We start from the raw sequence: 15,844 nt of genomic DNA on the forward strand, positions 1-15,844 counted from the left end.
AGGTCACACCAGCGGGACGCAACGGCGACAACGGATCTGCGCCGAACCACACACCAGACAAATGGCAGCGTGGTTGTCTTTCAGATGTCGTCACGAGGCAGTGACGATACCGGCCTTGCGTAGGCAGTAGGTGCGCAACACTGCCGTGCGGGAACCGGCGAGTTCTGGGTCGGCGTCGAGCAGACGCGTCATCCGGAGGTAGAAGATGCGGGGTTCGACGCCGAACGTCGGGAATATCTCGTCGTCGCCGTCCTCGAATGGCGACCATCGGATCAGGAACCGCACCATGTCCCCGATGACGTCGTGGGTCGTCGACACGTGACCAACGCTTCGCTGCACAGTGCCCACCGCATCACGCTGTGCAACCGGACCGTCATCGCCGGATTTCTCAGCGCCGATCGTCATCGCTACCCACCGGCCGGCGTCGTGCCCTGGGCAGGACCGATTCCACTGATCTCGGTGATCTGCCAGTTGTCGTTGCTGTTGATGGTCATCCGGTAGGTGGCCGTCGATTGGATTCCGTCAGTAGCTTGGACGTTCTTGGTCAGCACATTCACAAAGCAGACGACTTGATATACACCATTGTTGTCCGACAACACTTTTGCCGTTATCGGCTGTGCGGTTGACGTCCACTGCATCGGTACGGTCATCTGCTGCATGGAGTCTGCCGCCTGCCGAAGCCTGTTCGAGAGATCGGGACTGGTGCCCTTGGTCAGCCTGCCCGTCCACGCGTTCTCGTCACGGTAATCCATCTGTGCGGCCCCGACGGAATAGTCCAGGGCGACCTGCTCTGCATGTTGGCGACCGTCGGCATCAGCTCGCTGCGCCGCCAGCTCGTCCGACTGCGAGTGCACCTTCCAACCGAGAACCGCGATCATCGCCAAGGCCGCAATTACCAAGAGGGACGCCACGAGGGCCCGCACCGAGATCGAGCGCCGAGCACCGCGGCGTCGCCGATCTCGCGTGAACAACCGCTTTCTCGCTACGTTCTCGGCCGTCTCACCCGTGTCGCCGTGCACGGTCGCGCTCGACTCGCAGCTTTCCTCCGGGCCATCGGTCGCCAGGTCATCGGCCGTCGAGTCGTCGGTCGCCGGGTTCTCCCGTGCCGCGCCCTCGGTCGTCTCGTCGCCGGTCACCTCATCGTCGGTCACCTCATCGTCGGTCACCTCATCGTCGAGGACTTCGGCGTTCCCGGTTCCGGTCGTCTTGATCGCGGTCATTTCATCACTCCTCTTGTCGTCCAATGCTGATCGTGGGGTCTCACCGTGTCCATCAACCACCTCCACCCACGCGAATCGTGAGGGCGCCGTTGGGAGTGGTGGCACCGAGTAGGGTCCCCAGCACCGGCGACAAGCGGACCGTGCTCATCGCTGCGGCTCCGGCCTGGGCCGCGGGCAACAGGTTGACGCCGATGACATGCAGATCACCCGAGGACTCGTCCAGCAGCTTTTGCACGATCGCCAAGAATGGGCTGGCGCCGTTCATGATCGCGTCGTGCAGACTGACCCCGACGCTGTTCCCGATGATCGGCTTGGCATCGCCGATCCCATGAAGCAACAAGGCGAAACTGGGTCCGAATTGCTTCATCAGCGGAGCGGACTGCGCGAGATCTGCAGGAATGTTCCCCGATCGCATCAGTAGCGGCTGCAAGGTGCTGAGTAAGGTGATCAGGTTGTCGCGCTGTTGGGTGATCTGTTCCGCGAGAAGTGTTCCCGCGCGATTGAGATCATTGATCACATCGGCCCCGTCGGGGAAGCCGACGTCGAGCTCGGTGAAGATGCGCTGCACCTCATCGGGGTTCACCTGTTTGAGAAAATCGGTGACGCGCGAGGACAACTCGCGGAAGGTGGTTGGCTGCGCCACATTCTGGCGGGGTACGGTCGCTCCGTTTGCCAGGTACGGCCCGTCCTGGGTGGTGGGCAGCACCGCGACGTAGGATTCACCGAGCGCCGACAGATCATCCAGCCGAACCGCACTGCCTTCCGGGATCCGATAGGACTTTCCGTACTTCCAGGTGACCTCCACACCGTCAGCGATCGGATCGATCGAGGTGACCTCGCCGATCTGCACGCCCCGTAGCAGCACTCGGGATCCGACCATCAGCCCGTTGCTGTCCGCCACAACCATTTTCGCCGTACGGGTATCGGTGACGTCGGCTATCTGCAATCCGACGGTCGTCATGTAGTAGATCGAGACGATCACCAGGGTGAGCATCGCGATCGCGGACACACGGGTCTTCGTGATCATCGGACGGCTCCCAGCACACGCAGCACATTTGTCACGTCCCCGACCAGTTCACGTCCATTCCCGTCACGCACCGACACGATGTCGACCCGGGGATTCTGTGACCACGGGATCACCGTCGAGGCCAAGAATTCGTTCAACCGCGCCCCGGCGTCGAGGCCCTTGTCCCACACCCCACGGAAGGTTCCGGTGGTGTCGGCCAACGCATCGAGCATCGGCACCAGCCATATACCGCCCTCAAAGATCGATCCCACAGAGGGCAACAGCGTTGCCAGATATGCGACCACGGTCTTCATGACGCCGTGCCAGTACTGTGCACCATTGGCACTGAACATCGCGGTGAACTGCGATTTCGTCTGGCCGAAGGACTTCGACACCCCGATCAGTCCTTGCAGCGTGCGGTCGATCTCGGCGGTGTGCCCGGCGAGGTCTGCCAGGTCGACCGAGGCGTTCGCCGACAACCTCTGCACATCCTTCAACGCCGGCATCACGCCGTTCAACGCAGCCATGGTGTCCTCGGCCTTTCCGATGGTCCCGCCGTTGACGAAGTACGCGAGCACCGCGATCGTGTCCTCCAGCGGCGGTGGCGACGTCGTCTGCGCCACCGGGACCACGCTGCCTGCCACGAGATCGTCGACCGACGGCGCGACACCGTCAGGCAATGTCATCGAGATGTAGGTATCGCCGAGAAGGGTGTTCTGCTGAATGGTCGCATGGACATTCGAGGGCAGGCTGCTGCCCGCACCCATGCCCAGTTGCACCGCGATCCCGTTCCCGGACCGCTGCATGGACTTCACCTGACCGATCCGTGCCCCGTTGAAGTCGACGTCGGCACCGACCGGGAGATTCAGCACATCCGCGAACTGCACGGTGATGGTGTAAGCCGTCGGCACCCCTTTGCGCACCGACGGTAGATCGTTGGGCCCGAAGGAACAGCCCGCCATCACCACCAACACGAGAGTCACTCCCAGACAACGAATCACCCCGCTGATCAGGCGCGCTCGACCACTCCTACCGCTTAGGCATCTCATTTGTTCACCCCCTGGACAACCAGATCGAAGAGATTGCGCACCACCGGCGCAGAACCAGTGCACGGCAACGCCAGTGCCCGGCACTGTTGCGCCGACAGTGTGACCACCGGTTGCGGCACCGCCATCCGCACGGCGTTTCCGCCCTGCTGCTCGTTCATGAACTGCGCAATCGTGGGGATGGTGCGGTACAGGGTCTGTAGGTCGGGTGCCCGGGCAGCGAGAAGCCGGATGATGTCGGGCGCGGTGACGTCGAGCATCGGTCCCAGGACGTCGCCGTATCGGTGATCGATGTCGTACAGGGTGGCCACCAGCCACCACACCCCGTGGGCGAATGTGTTGATGATCGGTCCGAGGTCGGTCACCTCCGGGAGCGCGGCGGGCATCGTGTCCAAAACCCTGCTGATCGCAGCCCAATGATCCAGTGCCGCTTGGTTGAGCGGCGCCATATTCATGATCGAGGCCCCGATGTCGGCAGTGAATTGATCCGGGTCCTGCGCCGCCGCCGCGGCTTTGCGGTACATGTCCGCCGCGGTCTGTCCGGTACCTGCGAGTGCTACGTCCAGCCCGCTCAGGGTTCCGGCGACCGAACTGTCACCGGGCGCTGACAACCCCTTGACGAAGTCAGCCGTCGATCCGGCAATATCGGAAATGCTCTTCGGCGTGAACGACCTGTCCCGCGGAATGCACTTCCCGGGCACCAGCGTGGGACCCGCGGAGTAGTTGCCGACGAGTTCCAGACTGCGATCGGCGAGCAACGACTTCGATCGGGTGACCGCCTGCGAGTCCGCAGGGAATCGTCGGTTGGTGTCCACCTCGAAGGTGAGACGCACCCCATCTCCTTGTGGCGTGATGCTCGTCACCTGGCCGACCCGCACACCCATCTGTGTCACGGGGTTGCCGCTGTAGAGACCGATGGCGTCAGGGAGATCGACGCAATATCCGTCAACCGTGGACGCCGTGTCGTCGTGGTTCACCACCGCACCCGTCAGGGCACCCGCCACCGCAATCACCACGACGAGCAGCAGGGTGCGCCGGATCATCCGGCCACGGGTGCCACCAGCGGCCATCATCAGCACTCCTGTCCCGGCACCGGTATGCACACGGTGCTCGTCCAATTCCGTTCGCCCGCAGAGTTTCCGGGACCGATAGCATCGAGAAGTCGTGCACGTAGCGCCATCAGGCCGTCGATCGTGCCACCCATGCTCTGCTGCATTCGCGCCACCAGATCGCGCAGATACTGCACGTGCTGGCCGATCTCGGGCGAATGATCGAGGTAGAACCGCATGAGCGGTGTGATGCGAGCGAGCCAATCACCGAACAGGTCGAACGCGCGGTTGAATCCCGCATGATTGATGTGGTATGTCATCGCCACCTGATCGATCTTGTCGATCAGCGCGAAAACGAAATCCCGATTCTGATTGAGCTGTTGAAGGTATTCGCTCGCCAGATCGGCGATGGTGCGCACCTGGTCGCGTTGCTGGTCGAGTACTCCGGCGACGCTGTCGAGTCCATTGACCATCGACCGCAGGGAGTCCGAATTACCCTGCAACGCATCGGATAATTGGTCGAGGTTCGCGTGCACGGTGGGAGCGTCCACTCGATCGGTGACCGAGGGCACCGACTGCAGAACGTCACCGATGGTGTACGGCACACGGACACGGTCGATGGGAATTTCACCCTCGAGTGGTGTATCTCCGAGGGAGATGACACTGATCGCGTATCCGCCGACCGGGGTCAGCATCCGAACCTCGACGCGCGATTGGTCTCCGAGGAAAGTCGACGAGTCGATCCTGGCTTTGACTGCCACCGAATCGCCACCCAATGCCACCTCGGTCACCTTCCCGACGTCGATTCCGGCGACTCGAATCGCTTCGCCGACGGTGATCACCGAGGCGTCCTGCGTCCGGAACTCCAGATCCTTCTGCGACGGCGGATACGCGTAGAGATAGGCAAAGGTCGCCAGCACCACCAACACCACCCCGACCACCGCCACGCCGACGAGTCGATCGCTCTCACCCCACCGCCGCACGGACTGCGTGGCAACCGATGGCATCCGAATTCGTCCTACTGGGCGCACAGCACGACCTCACTCCCGTTCAGCAGAACCTGCACCGCGGCGGGAAGTTGTGCGCGGCCCCGGCTGCAGTTCTTCGACGTACCCGGACTCGTGCGCGATGATTCGATTCCCGACACCGCGCCCGGAAGTACCTCCAACGTCTTGAGCGCATCGGACACCGAATGGAAGTACTTGCCGATCAGTTGATCCCAGTCCTGATCTGCCGAGAACCCCAGGTCGGTCACCACACGGTCGATCGGTCCCATCAACGCGGGTCCGGTCACCGCGGTGGTCTGGAACTTGTCGAGCACCGCCATCGCGTTGTCGATCGGCATCTCGATCGCGTGCAGGAAATCCACGACATACCCGGAGCGCCCGCCCATCGTGTCGCTGATCCGGGACATGTTGGCCACCAGATCGGAGATGACCTGTTGCCGGTCCTTGGCGTAGTCCATGAGCTTCTGGGTGCTCTCCAGCATTGGCCCGAGTCCCGACCCGTCACCCTGGATGAGTGCTATCGCGTTGGCGGTGAACGCATTCACGTCGGTGGTCCGCATCGTGGAGAGTACCGGTTCGAGACCGTTGAACAAGACCGTGATGTCGAACGACGGCTTGGTGCGCGACAGCGGCACCGAGGTCGCCGGATCACCCCCCCGCGCGCCCTCCTGTACATCGAGATATCGGATACCGGTGAGACTCTCGTACTTGATCGCCAGTTGCGTCGTCGACGTGAGTGGGACGTTCTTGTCCATGGTGAACCCGACCTCCGCAGTCGCCCCCGAGGGTCCCGTGTGCAACTCGATCGACTGCACCTTCCCGATACGCATGCCGAGGTTTCTCACGTCGCCGTTGACATGAAGCCCCGACACGTCGGTGAACTCTGCGGTGTAGGTGTCTGCTGCACCGTCGACAGGGTTGCGCATCGCGTTGACGACGAGCACGAAGAACGCGATCGTCACCGCAAGCAGGGCACCGAGCTTGAGGGCCAGGCCCCAGAGATGTGAACGCGACTTGTTCATCTGTCCCCCTGCGTGTTCGGAGATGCCGGAGCAGCGGGTGCACCGCCGCCGCGCCGTCCGGTGATCGCCAGCGGCCCGGCCATCGAGGGCAGCGAGTTCAGCGCGAGACGAATCCGCAAGGTCTGTTGTCCGGGCGGCCCGGTGAAGGCCGACTTCGACTGGTCGATGGCAGTGAGGATCTGATCCATCGTCTGTGGACCGCCGACCATCGAGGGCACCGGTTCGAGCAGATAGGTCAGCACCTGCGTCAACGCCGGCAACTCGGTGCTGTGTGATTTCAGCAGTGCGCCTGCTTGACCGAAGAGGTTGGTACCAGCAACTTTCAGACCGTCCTCCATATAGGTGAAGTAGTCCTCGTCAGGGGTGAGTGACCCGTCGGCTCCGTGCTTCATGTACACGCTGTCGAAAATCGAGTAGAGCCCACTCATCGCGCCGAGATTGAATGCGGGAAAGGCCGCCATCACGTCGTTGGCCTTCGCCAACAACTCTGAGGGCAGATTCCGCTGCGTGGCCGCCACCGAGTCGGCGATGACGATTCCGCTCTGGACCAATGGAGTCAGGCCATTGGCGTACTTGATGACCTTGTCGAGACTCGAGATCATCTGCGTCGTCAGGGTGCCGTCCACCGCGATCGAACCGGTCGTCAGCATCTGCGACATCGAGCGGTCCGGCGCCGAGGTGCGCACGTAGGTCTCGTTGTCGCCGACCCGAACACCACTCGACCCAGCTGTCAGATCCACCGCGGTGGTACCGAAGTAGTTCTCCGGCCGAAATTGCACGCCGAAGTCGTCGGAGATGAACGCCCCACCCACATCGGTCAACAACAACCCCAATTTCACTCCGCGCTGCGGCGTCGGCGACATCGAGGTGACCTCGCCGATCTGTGCACCTCGCAAGATCACGTGGGCTCCGATTCGAATACCTGCACCGACGTCGGGGACGACGACGTTGATCGTCGTCCCCTGGGGCGCGGTCGCTCGCGGAATCACCCACCAGCACAGCAACGTCACCACCACCACCGTGACCACACCGCCGATCCCCACCCGACGCAGGAGACCGTTCTGCGTGGCGGCGTCACCGCGGATGAAATCCTGATTCACATGACCCGACATGTCCTCACCCCCTGAACGGCATCGTCGGACTGAGACCCCAGATGATCAGGGTCATCACGAAGTTGAGGACGACCACCGCAACCAGGCTCGCCCGAATCGCATGCCCGGACGCCGTTCCGACGCCTTCGGGACCGCCACTGGCGAAGTAGCCGTAGTAGCAGTGGATGATCGTGACCACCGCGCAGAACACCACAGCTTTGAGCACCGACGCGGTGATGTCGGGAAGCGAGATGAATTGTGCGAAATAGTGGTCATAGGTGCCCATGGGTTGGTGATAGGCATGCTTGACGATGAGTGAACCGACGACGAAGCTCACCACCAAGGCCATCAGGTACCCGGGAATCACCACCAGCATCCCGCCGATCAGTCGAGTACCGACCACGAACGGAATGGCGCGCAGTCCGATTGACTCGGTGGCATCGATCTCCTCGGAGACGCGCATGGCGCCGATCTCGGCGGTCATGCGACAACCGGCTTGCGCGGCGAATCCGATTCCGGTGATGATCGGGGCGATCATCCGAATGTTCGCGAAGGATTCGATGATCGCCGCCAGCGCGCCGAAACCCAGGACATTGAACGCCATGAAAGCCTCGATGGCCACCATCGCCCCGACGGCGATACCGAGGAAGAACATCAGGCTGATCACTCCCCCGTCGGCGATGAGAGATCCACTGCCCCAAGCCATGTCATTCATCGTCTTGAACGTCTGACGGCGATAATGCCGCAATGTCTTCGGCAACAGAACAATGGTCCACCAGGGGAAGAGCAAGATCTGAGCGAACTGACGCAGCGCCGCACCGAGTGATCCGCCGATCATCCGGAACGCGCGGGGAAGCGGACGAAATCCTGCGGGCTCGTCGGCCCGTGCCGTGTCGGTCATGCCAGACTCGCCGGAAAGAACATGTTCTGCAGCTGCGTGATCAGCAGATTCATCATGAAGATGCTGAACACACTCAGCACCACCGACGCGTTGACAGCGTTCGCCACGCCCTTGGGGCCGCCCTTGGCCTCCAAACCGCGAAGGCTCGCGATGACCACCACCATCACGGCGAACAACAAGGTCTTGAGCACCGAGAAGCCCAGATCCACCGGACGCGCAAATGCTCCGAAGGTCTGCCAGAAGCTCGCCGGGACAAGACCGTTCACGTTGGTGGAGATGGCCAGGCCCGCCGCCACACCGGCAACCACGATGATGATGCACAATGCGGGCGAGATCACCAGCATCGCAACAAAGCGCGGTGCGACCAGTCGCTGCACCGGGTTCACGCCCATCACCCGCATGGCATCGATCTCCTCACGAATCGATCGGGCGCCGATGTCGGAGGCGATGGCCGACGCGGCCGCACCGCTCATCAGCAATCCCGCAGCCATCGGCGCACCCTGACCCACCACGCCCAGGCCACTGGCCATCCCGGCAAGCGAATTGGCCCCCAGCTGATTCATCACGCCGCCGACCTCCACCGATATTTCGGCTCCGATCGGCACTGCCATGAGAATCGCGGGAAAAGCGGTGACCTTGAACAATTTCCACATCTGCTCGGCGACTTCGGTAGCCGGCAATCGAAGCGCCACGGAATCGGAGACCACGAAATAGAGGATCTCGGCGAACAATCGGGCTGATCTACCCAGCGTCTCGAGACTCGACACCACCCGCTGCCGAATGTTGTCGGCGACCGGCCGAATCATCTCCCCAACCCGGCGTGATACTGGAATTGGTTTGTACGCTGGCGCTTCCGGCGCAATCGTCTGCACGTCCTGGTCCCTCCTTCATCGGATCGATCTGTATTCGACCGGGCCGCGATCGAGTCTATGAATTCCAGGCGTCGCCCCCCTCCTCCCTGAGGGGGAACCGGTCGCCCTCAAGGCGGAGATGCGTTCCGACGGCCGATGGGGCATGACACCATCGCAGAAATGTCGCCCACCCGAAAAGGGGATGGACGACATTCGATACAGGACAGTATTATTCGGGAAAATCTTGTGCTATCACGAATTACCGAGAAACACTGCAACGGCCTGGGCGCGATTCGTCGCCCCGAGTTTCCGAAGAATGTGTCGGACATGGGATTTGACAGTGCTCTCGGACACCGCCAAACGCCGGGCCACGTCCGCGTTGGTCGCGCCCACCGCAAGCAGTTCGATGACGTCACGCTCACGCGGCGTCAGATCTTGCGCTCCACCGCCCAGCGAACCGACCCCCTGCGAACCCACATCGGTCACCGCCACCGCCGTCGAAGGCGAGACAGCAGACGGATCCAGGCCTGTGCCCCCCAGCTCGGCGGCCTCGTCGACGCCGTTGTCGTCAACACGGAAGAGTTCGATCGCCGACGGCGGGAGCCGCAACAGTTCACAAGTACCCCCCACCACCGCCTCGAATCGCTCCCGTTCCAGGCGAAGCTGCTCGGTCAGTCGCAGCTTCTCGTAGGCGAGGGCGAAGCCCTGGGCAAAAGTCCACACGACATCCCGATCGACCATTCCGCTCCGACGTCGCTGGTCATGATCGACGTGGAAGAAGCCGACGGTGTGACCGCTGGTGATCACCGGTGCCACTGCATAGGACGTCGATCTCCCGGCGTCGACGATGATCGGCCGGTACACATCGGCACGCCCGGTGTCTGTGACCAGCAGCGGTCGTCGGTCCGACATCGCATCGGCCTCCACGGGGCTGTCGTCGAGTGGGATGGGCTCGTCGATCCACTGGCCGAACCACTCGTCGGCCCCGTCGTCGGTCCCGAATGCGCCAACCCAAGGATACCACGCGTTCGATTCCACCCGCGACAGGACCGCACGACCGAATCCACACTGCCTCGCGAGATACTCGCAGGCCTCGTCCACCAGTTGCGCCGACGTGGCGGCCAGACTCATCCGACGCAGGGAGGCGTCGACCTCCACCAGCCGCCGGGCGTAGGTCTCGGCGAGATCGCCCGCGACCTGCTCACCCAGATCGTCGAGAGCGTGTAGTAGCGCGCGAATGACTTGTTCCGAGGCGTCCTCAGGGCAAGTCATCGGCCTACGCCATCCGAGCGGTGTCAAGCTGTCACACCCACTCACCGATGCGGCGCACCACGCGGTGAGTGCCGCAATGGCCCCGACGAAATCGCCGGCCTCGACCCGTTCGAGTACCTCGTCGTTCGCCACACCGAACCGATCGGCCGCAACCGCGTGGAGCTCACCGATGCGGCAGGCGAGTTCGTTCTCGCGACGCCACCATCGAGACGCCATCATCGATCCGGATGCGGCGCACCATCCCTCGTCAGATCGCATCTCGCAGCACTCCTTCAGCACGGACGAGGCTGGTGTATCGATAGACGGCCTCGGCGCGGTTGGCAGCCGGCAACTTGTGCAGGATCTTCTTGACGTGGGATTTGACCGTGCTCTCGGAGACGATGAGCGAGGCCGCGATCTGGCTGTTCGTCGCCCCGGTCGACATCAGCCCGAGGATTTCCCATTCGCGCTCGGTCAGGCGGCCCTGACCGTGCTCGACGGTCCGAGTGCTCCTGACCACCTCGCCCTCGCCACGCCCGAGGCTCAGGTGCTGCGGTCCCGACACCACGTCGGCGGCTTCACTGAGTGCCGAGGTCATCACCTGTTGCTGTGAACGAAGCCGCTCCCGGGCGACCAGCCGCCCATATACGAGGTCGAGAAGCGTGGCGAATGTACCGGCGAGTGCGACGTCCCCGGCGTCGAGACCCTGGCCAGAAGTATGCCGGTCGGCGTGCAGAAGACCAACAGCCCGACCCGAGATCAATACTGGTGCAACGACATAACACCGGGACCTGGTCAGCTCCCATAGCGGCGCATACATGCGTCCGCGAGCCGCGGCGCGGTCGACGAGCAAGGTTCTCCGGCGGCGGAAGACGGCGGATTCCATCGGCGAACTCGCGAGCGGGATCGCCATGCCCACGACTCCGGTGGTCAGCGAAGCACCGATCGACTCATCACCATCTCCGGCCACATGGGCCGCACACGGTTTCCACGTCGCGGCGGCCACCCGGGACAGCATTGCCCGATCGAATCCCCCACTACGGCAGAGCACCATCGGAACGCGCGCGATCAACTCGCGCGGAGAATCGGCCTCACTCAGCAGCTCGATCGCCTCATTCAGGTCTCCGCGCGGATGGTGGCGCAACGAACCCGTTGACACACAGCCAGTTTCACCAGATCTGATCCAGGCCGAAAATCCGGGGACCGTGGTCGATGTCGGGACGTCGGCATCAACTTGTGTCGACAAACGTCTGCTCCTCGCAGGCTCGCATCTCTTAGTTATTCCTGATTCACCTCAGGCGACAGTATGAGATACGGGTCACACCCAGTCAAGCCTCGCCCCGCCATCTGTTCACGCGGCCACGACGACGGCGAAAGCCATCGACGTATTCGCATCCGGCGCACGCAACGACCGTTCGAGCACCGTTCCTACCCCCGACGAGGGGCAAATCTCCCCCGCCGGAACGATGCCCGGTCACACGTCGGCTTTCTACGATGATTCGTGTCACGTTTCGGGGTTTTACACCGCGGACCCGCGCATTCGGCATGCGACGTCGGCGAGCGCGGTATGCGCCGACTGACGATCACGTTGTGCCCACGCCGAGCAGCGCACACGTGTGGTCTGGCGGCCAATCCTCTGTGGCCAGAAGCGTTCGACCTCCCGAACGCAACAGTCGTTTGATGCAACCGTTAGGACTCCTATGACGCGCGTACCCCATGACGTGATGTTCCACAACCTCGATCTGCTGTGGCAGAGCATCTTCACCATTCTCAGTTGGGCGATAGTGGCGATCATGCTCGCCATCGCGGCTCGCATGTGCCTCACCCAGCGCACCCCCTTCTATGTTGTCGCGATGGCCGCCGCGGGCATCAGTGCGTTTCTCGAACCGATCTACGACGTGGTCTTCGACCTGTGGTTCTACGACGCCCACAACGGAGCCCTGGGGGCCGCGTGGACACACTTCTCCGCGTTCGGCGTACCCCAACCCAACTGGACCCACAGTGGTTACATCGTGCTGTATGCGAGCGCGTGCCTGTACGTCGGCCGCCGGATGTACGAGGGACGGATGACCCGAAAGCACCTGTTCGGGGTGTGGATTCTGGAGATCGTCACCTCCTGCGTCTTCGAGATCGTCGGCACCGGAACCAACGTGTACACCTACTACGGCACCTACGTATTACGAATTTGGCACTACCCGTTGGTGATCGGGATTCTGGAAGGAACCCAGGTGGTCGTCTTCACCCTGGCGGCGGTGACGATCTGGCGTCGCACATCCTCGATGATCGGACTGCTGGGGCTCATCCTCGTCTTCCCGGCCACGATGCTCGGCACCAACTTCGCGCTGGGCGGACCACTCATCCTCGCCCTGCACCTCGATGACGTGACAGCACGTACCGGCCTGATGTGGGCAGGCACCTTGGCGTCCATCACGTTGTGTGTCGTGGCGGTCTACGGGCTGGGCAACATGTTGCCGCGACCGCGTGACCTGCAGAATGGGCTCCCGGAGTCGTTTGCCGATGACATCCCGGCACGACACCCGGTCACACCGACACCGGCCGTCGCCACGCCCTGACAACCCGAGCCCTGACAACCCGAGCCCTGACAATCCGATAACCCGACGCTGCCCTGTGATCTCGTGAGTCTCCGAGGTCACAGGGCAGATCCATGCCCGGCTCGGAGGTATTCGCGCGGGCCGGGGCCGGCAGTCGCTCGCAGTCGACCTCAGCGGAGCTGGTCGAGCCAGGACGGATAGTCCGCGGCAAGGGTGTTCGGGAACACCGGTGCTCGGCGCGCGAGAAACGACTGCACTCCCTCGATCGCATCACTGTTGCCGGGCAGCTCGGCGATGAGTCGGGATTCCGCGGCGTGCAGTGCATCCGGTGTCGGCGCCTGACTCGCGTGCCACAGCATTCGCCGGATGATCGCCACCGACACCGCCGACGTGTTCTCGGCAATGTCGGCTGCGAGAATACGTGCGGCGTCGACCACGTCGGCGGGCTGGTGGAGGTGATGCACGAGACCCTTGGCGAGCGCCTCGTCCGCGCCGATGACCCGCCCGGTGATCATCCAGTCCGAGGCCACCGCCAGACCCACCAGGCGAGGCAGGAACCACGGGGAACCGCCCTCGGGTGAGATCCCGCGGCGTCCGAAGACGAATCCGAATCTCGAATCCGTGGACGCCACACGGAGATCGCACGGCAAGACCATCGTCGATCCCGCTCCAACCGCCACTCCGGTCATCGCCGCGATGACCGGGAGTCGTAAGGAGTAGATGGTCGACGACACTCGCCCGGCAGGCTCCTGCCACCCTGGTTCGCCGGCACCATCACCGCCCATATCGAAGCTTCCGGACGACAGATCGGCGCCGACGCAGAAATCGCGTCCGGCGCCGGTCAGGATGACCACGCGTACCGCAGGGTCACTCTCCGCCATGCGTAGCGCCGCTACGATCTCGTCGGACATTCTGAGGGTGAACGCATTTCGGGCTTGCGGTCGGTCGAGTATGACCGTCGCCATCGGACCGTCGACCTCGTAACGGATCTGTGCGAAATCCGCGCCGGAGGACGCGCTCATGCGGTGCCGACGCCTCGGTCGGCCATGATGAGGTCGACGGGGACGAGGTCAACGGGAATGTCGACATGGCGTGCGCGCAGGTACTCACCGAGTCCTTTGGCCTGCGCGTCGGGGCGAACGGAGGAGGCGACACCGTCGCCGAGGAAACCGTCGATCACGAAGTTGAGCGCGTACAGATTCGGCAGTTCGTAGCGGTGCACCGGGAGGTCGGCCGCTTCGGGGATGAGTTGCTTCACCCGGTCAACGGTGAGGAACTCGCACAGCCAGTCCCACGCGTGATCGTCGGCAACCCACACACCCACGTTCGCCTTGCCGCCCTTGTCACCCGAGCGGGCGGCAACGACACGACCCAGCGGCTCTCGCACCGTGGGACCCCAATCATTGTGGCGCGCTGCGGACGTGCCCGGCGTCCTCACCGTTCGCGGCTCGGCGAGACCCTGGGTGTGCGGGATCACCTCCCGTTCCCCGTCTGCATGCACGACCACGTGGGTCACCACCGAGGCGTCGATGAGAGCCGGCCAGTAGACGCCGAACTCGGACGCCGATGACGGCGGGGTCGTGGTGTGAAAGCCTGCGTATCCGCCGAGCGCGAGTTCCATCACCGCATTCGAGAACGCACGATCAACCTTCACCCGATCGTGGTCCTTCACCGTGATCCGCAAATGGGCTACCGATTCGGCTGCAGTGGCGGGGTCCGGGCGGTCATATCGAAGCAGCTGGATGTCGATGTCGTCGAATCGCTCTGTCCCCCCGATTATCTCGAGGATCTCGTCCGTCGCCCATCGCGCCTTCTCTTCGATGTCGAGCCCGGTCAACACCAGGGTCATCGTATTGCGGAAGCCGCCGACGTAGTTCATCGCCACCTTGAGCTGCGTGCCGGGCGCAGTGCCGCGGACCCCCGACACCCGCACCCGATCCGGCCCGTCGACCGTCATGGACGCCGTGTCGAAATGTGCGACCACATCGGGATTGAGATATTGCGGGTGATCGATCTCATAAAGGGTCTGAGCGGTCAGCGTACCGACCGACACCAGCCCGCCGGTCCCCGGATGCTTGGTGATGACGAACGATCCGTCGTGTTCGACCTCGGCGATCGGAAATCCCGGATAACGCCGGTCGGTGACCTCGTGAATCTGCGAGTAGTTCCCACCGGTTGCCTGCGGTCCACACTCGATGATGTGGCCGGCGAGCACCGCACCGGCAAGGGCGTCGAAATCGTCCCGCTCCCAGCCATGCCACCACGCGCTGGTACCAACGACGAGCGAGGCGTCGGTGACACGCGGACAGATCACGATGTCGGCACCCTTGTCCAACGCGCGAGCAATCCCCCACCCGCCGAGATAGGCGTTCGCCGAGACGGGTTCGATCCCACTGTCCCGCAGTGCTGATCCCTTGTCCAGATGACGCAGTTCGTGCCCATCGGCCATCAGGCGGTCGAGTCGTGGCGCGAGGTCGTCACCTTCGATGTAGGACACCGAAAGGGCGACCCCGAGTTCGGCAACGAGTTTCTCGATCTCGCCCGCGAGTCCCGCCGGATTGAGTCCACCCGCATTGACCACCACTTTGATCCCCCGCTCGGCACAGTCACCGAGTACGTCTCGTGCCTGTGCCAGGAAGGTTTTCGCATACCCCGCCGCCGGATCCTTTGCTTTGGCCTTCCACAGGATCAGCATGGTCAGCTCGGCGAGGTAGTCGCCGGTGACCACGTCGACGGGGCCGCCGTCGATCATCTCCCGGAACGCTTTCATCCGGTCACCGTAAAAACCTGATGCATTCCCGATACGGACGGCGCGGCGCGGCGCGTTGGCAGACATGTCTCTCCTGAG

15 protein-coding genes are annotated in these 15,844 nt (G+C 63.2%); 1 reads left to right on the top strand and 14 read right to left on the bottom strand.

Features of this window, described 5'->3' with window-relative positions:
• Positions 1-90: 90 nt before the first annotated feature.
• The 12 genes from GOPIP_RS15755 to GOPIP_RS15810 all read right to left on the bottom strand — a co-directional run bounded on the left by GOPIP_RS15755 (position 91) and on the right by GOPIP_RS15810 (position 11,603).
• Positions 91-318 carry a hypothetical protein gene (locus GOPIP_RS15755; protein ID WP_231386707.1) on the bottom strand — a complete coding sequence of 76 codons (228 nt, stop codon included), beginning with the start codon at positions 316-318 and terminating at the stop codon, positions 91-93.
• An 89-nt stretch (positions 319-407) separates the two neighbouring features.
• Positions 408-1,220, bottom strand: coding sequence for a hypothetical protein (locus GOPIP_RS15760; RefSeq protein ID WP_006370714.1), 813 nt, complete (start codon positions 1,218-1,220; stop codon positions 408-410).
• Positions 1,221-1,272: 52 nt separating this feature from the next.
• The gene (locus tag GOPIP_RS15765; protein WP_006370715.1) at positions 1,273-2,247 is read right to left on the bottom strand and encodes an MlaD family protein; all 975 of its coding nucleotides are present in this window, start codon (positions 2,245-2,247) and stop codon (positions 1,273-1,275) included.
• A complete protein-coding gene (locus GOPIP_RS15770) occupies positions 2,244-3,209 on the bottom strand; it encodes an MlaD family protein (protein ID WP_244421159.1) in 966 nt (321 codons plus the stop codon). The genes GOPIP_RS15765 and GOPIP_RS15770 overlap by 4 nt, the downstream gene beginning before the upstream one ends.
• Before the next feature lie 62 nt (positions 3,210-3,271).
• A complete protein-coding gene (locus GOPIP_RS15775; protein ID WP_006370717.1) occupies positions 3,272-4,345 on the bottom strand; it encodes an MlaD family protein in 1,074 nt (357 codons plus the stop codon).
• Positions 4,345-5,328 carry an MlaD family protein gene (locus GOPIP_RS15780; RefSeq protein WP_006370718.1) on the bottom strand — a complete coding sequence of 328 codons (984 nt, stop codon included), beginning with the start codon at positions 5,326-5,328 and terminating at the stop codon, positions 4,345-4,347. The genes GOPIP_RS15775 and GOPIP_RS15780 overlap by 1 nt, the downstream gene beginning before the upstream one ends.
• An 11-nt stretch (positions 5,329-5,339) precedes the next feature.
• Entirely contained in the window at positions 5,340-6,350 is a 1,011-nt protein-coding gene (locus tag GOPIP_RS15785) for an MlaD family protein (protein ID WP_006370719.1), read from the bottom strand.
• On the bottom strand, positions 6,347-7,462 hold the full coding sequence (locus GOPIP_RS15790; protein ID WP_006370720.1) for an MlaD family protein: 1,116 nt from the start codon (positions 7,460-7,462) through the stop codon (positions 6,347-6,349). The genes GOPIP_RS15785 and GOPIP_RS15790 overlap by 4 nt, the downstream gene beginning before the upstream one ends.
• 4 nt (positions 7,463-7,466) lie before the next feature.
• Positions 7,467-8,342: an MlaE family ABC transporter permease gene (locus GOPIP_RS15795; protein ID WP_006370721.1), complete on the bottom strand. Its 876-nt coding sequence runs from the start codon at positions 8,340-8,342 to the stop codon at positions 7,467-7,469.
• Positions 8,339-9,148 (bottom strand): MlaE family ABC transporter permease, encoded by an 810-nt coding sequence (locus tag GOPIP_RS15800; RefSeq protein WP_006370722.1) that lies wholly within the window; start codon positions 9,146-9,148, stop codon positions 8,339-8,341. Before GOPIP_RS15800 ends, GOPIP_RS15795 begins: the two co-directional genes overlap by 4 nt.
• A 297-nt stretch (positions 9,149-9,445) precedes the next feature.
• Positions 9,446-10,723, bottom strand: coding sequence for a LuxR C-terminal-related transcriptional regulator (locus GOPIP_RS15805; RefSeq protein WP_210739869.1), 1,278 nt, complete (start codon positions 10,721-10,723; stop codon positions 9,446-9,448).
• The gene (locus GOPIP_RS15810) at positions 10,713-11,603 is read right to left on the bottom strand and encodes a helix-turn-helix transcriptional regulator (protein WP_035728186.1); all 891 of its coding nucleotides are present in this window, start codon (positions 11,601-11,603) and stop codon (positions 10,713-10,715) included. Before GOPIP_RS15810 ends, GOPIP_RS15805 begins: the two co-directional genes overlap by 11 nt.
• Positions 11,604-12,144: 541 nt before the next feature.
• Between GOPIP_RS15810 and GOPIP_RS15815 the strand changes: the two genes are divergently transcribed.
• Positions 12,145-13,017 (top strand): hypothetical protein, encoded by an 873-nt coding sequence (locus tag GOPIP_RS15815; protein WP_006370725.1) that lies wholly within the window; start codon positions 12,145-12,147, stop codon positions 13,015-13,017.
• Between the two features lie 149 nt (positions 13,018-13,166).
• Here GOPIP_RS15815 and GOPIP_RS15820 read toward each other — a convergent pair whose 3' ends face one another.
• A complete protein-coding gene (locus GOPIP_RS15820; protein ID WP_006370726.1) occupies positions 13,167-14,018 on the bottom strand; it encodes an enoyl-CoA hydratase-related protein in 852 nt (283 codons plus the stop codon).
• A complete protein-coding gene (locus GOPIP_RS15825; protein WP_006370727.1) occupies positions 14,015-15,832 on the bottom strand; it encodes an acyclic terpene utilization AtuA family protein in 1,818 nt (605 codons plus the stop codon). The genes GOPIP_RS15820 and GOPIP_RS15825 overlap by 4 nt, the downstream gene beginning before the upstream one ends.
• Positions 15,833-15,844 lie beyond the last annotated feature (12 nt).

The organism is Gordonia polyisoprenivorans NBRC 16320 = JCM 10675, assembly GCF_000241325.1.
Taxonomy (GTDB): domain Bacteria; phylum Actinomycetota; class Actinomycetes; order Mycobacteriales; family Mycobacteriaceae; genus Gordonia; species Gordonia polyisoprenivorans.

Coding starts and splice junctions, on each gene's coding strand:
- GOPIP_RS15805 (WP_210739869.1), bottom strand. CDS start 10,723: ATGCGATCTGACGAGGGATGGTGCGCCGCATCCGGATCGATGATGGCG.
- GOPIP_RS15760 (WP_006370714.1), bottom strand. CDS start 1,220: ATGACCGCGATCAAGACGACCGGAACCGGGAACGCCGAAGTCCTCGAC.
- GOPIP_RS15790 (WP_006370720.1), bottom strand. CDS start 7,462: ATGTCGGGTCATGTGAATCAGGATTTCATCCGCGGTGACGCCGCCACG.
- GOPIP_RS15765 (WP_006370715.1), bottom strand. CDS start 2,247: ATGATCACGAAGACCCGTGTGTCCGCGATCGCGATGCTCACCCTGGTG.
- GOPIP_RS15820 (WP_006370726.1), bottom strand. CDS start 14,018: ATGAGCGCGTCCTCCGGCGCGGATTTCGCACAGATCCGTTACGAGGTC.
- GOPIP_RS15785 (WP_006370719.1), bottom strand. CDS start 6,350: ATGAACAAGTCGCGTTCACATCTCTGGGGCCTGGCCCTCAAGCTCGGT.
- GOPIP_RS15780 (WP_006370718.1), bottom strand. CDS start 5,328: ATGCCATCGGTTGCCACGCAGTCCGTGCGGCGGTGGGGTGAGAGCGAT.
- GOPIP_RS15775 (WP_006370717.1), bottom strand. CDS start 4,345: ATGATGGCCGCTGGTGGCACCCGTGGCCGGATGATCCGGCGCACCCTG.
- GOPIP_RS15815 (WP_006370725.1), top strand. CDS start 12,145: ATGACGCGCGTACCCCATGACGTGATGTTCCACAACCTCGATCTGCTG.
- GOPIP_RS15825 (WP_006370727.1), bottom strand. CDS start 15,832: ATGTCTGCCAACGCGCCGCGCCGCGCCGTCCGTATCGGGAATGCATCA.
- GOPIP_RS15800 (WP_006370722.1), bottom strand. CDS start 9,148: ATGATTCGGCCGGTCGCCGACAACATTCGGCAGCGGGTGGTGTCGAGT.
- GOPIP_RS15795 (WP_006370721.1), bottom strand. CDS start 8,342: ATGACCGACACGGCACGGGCCGACGAGCCCGCAGGATTTCGTCCGCTT.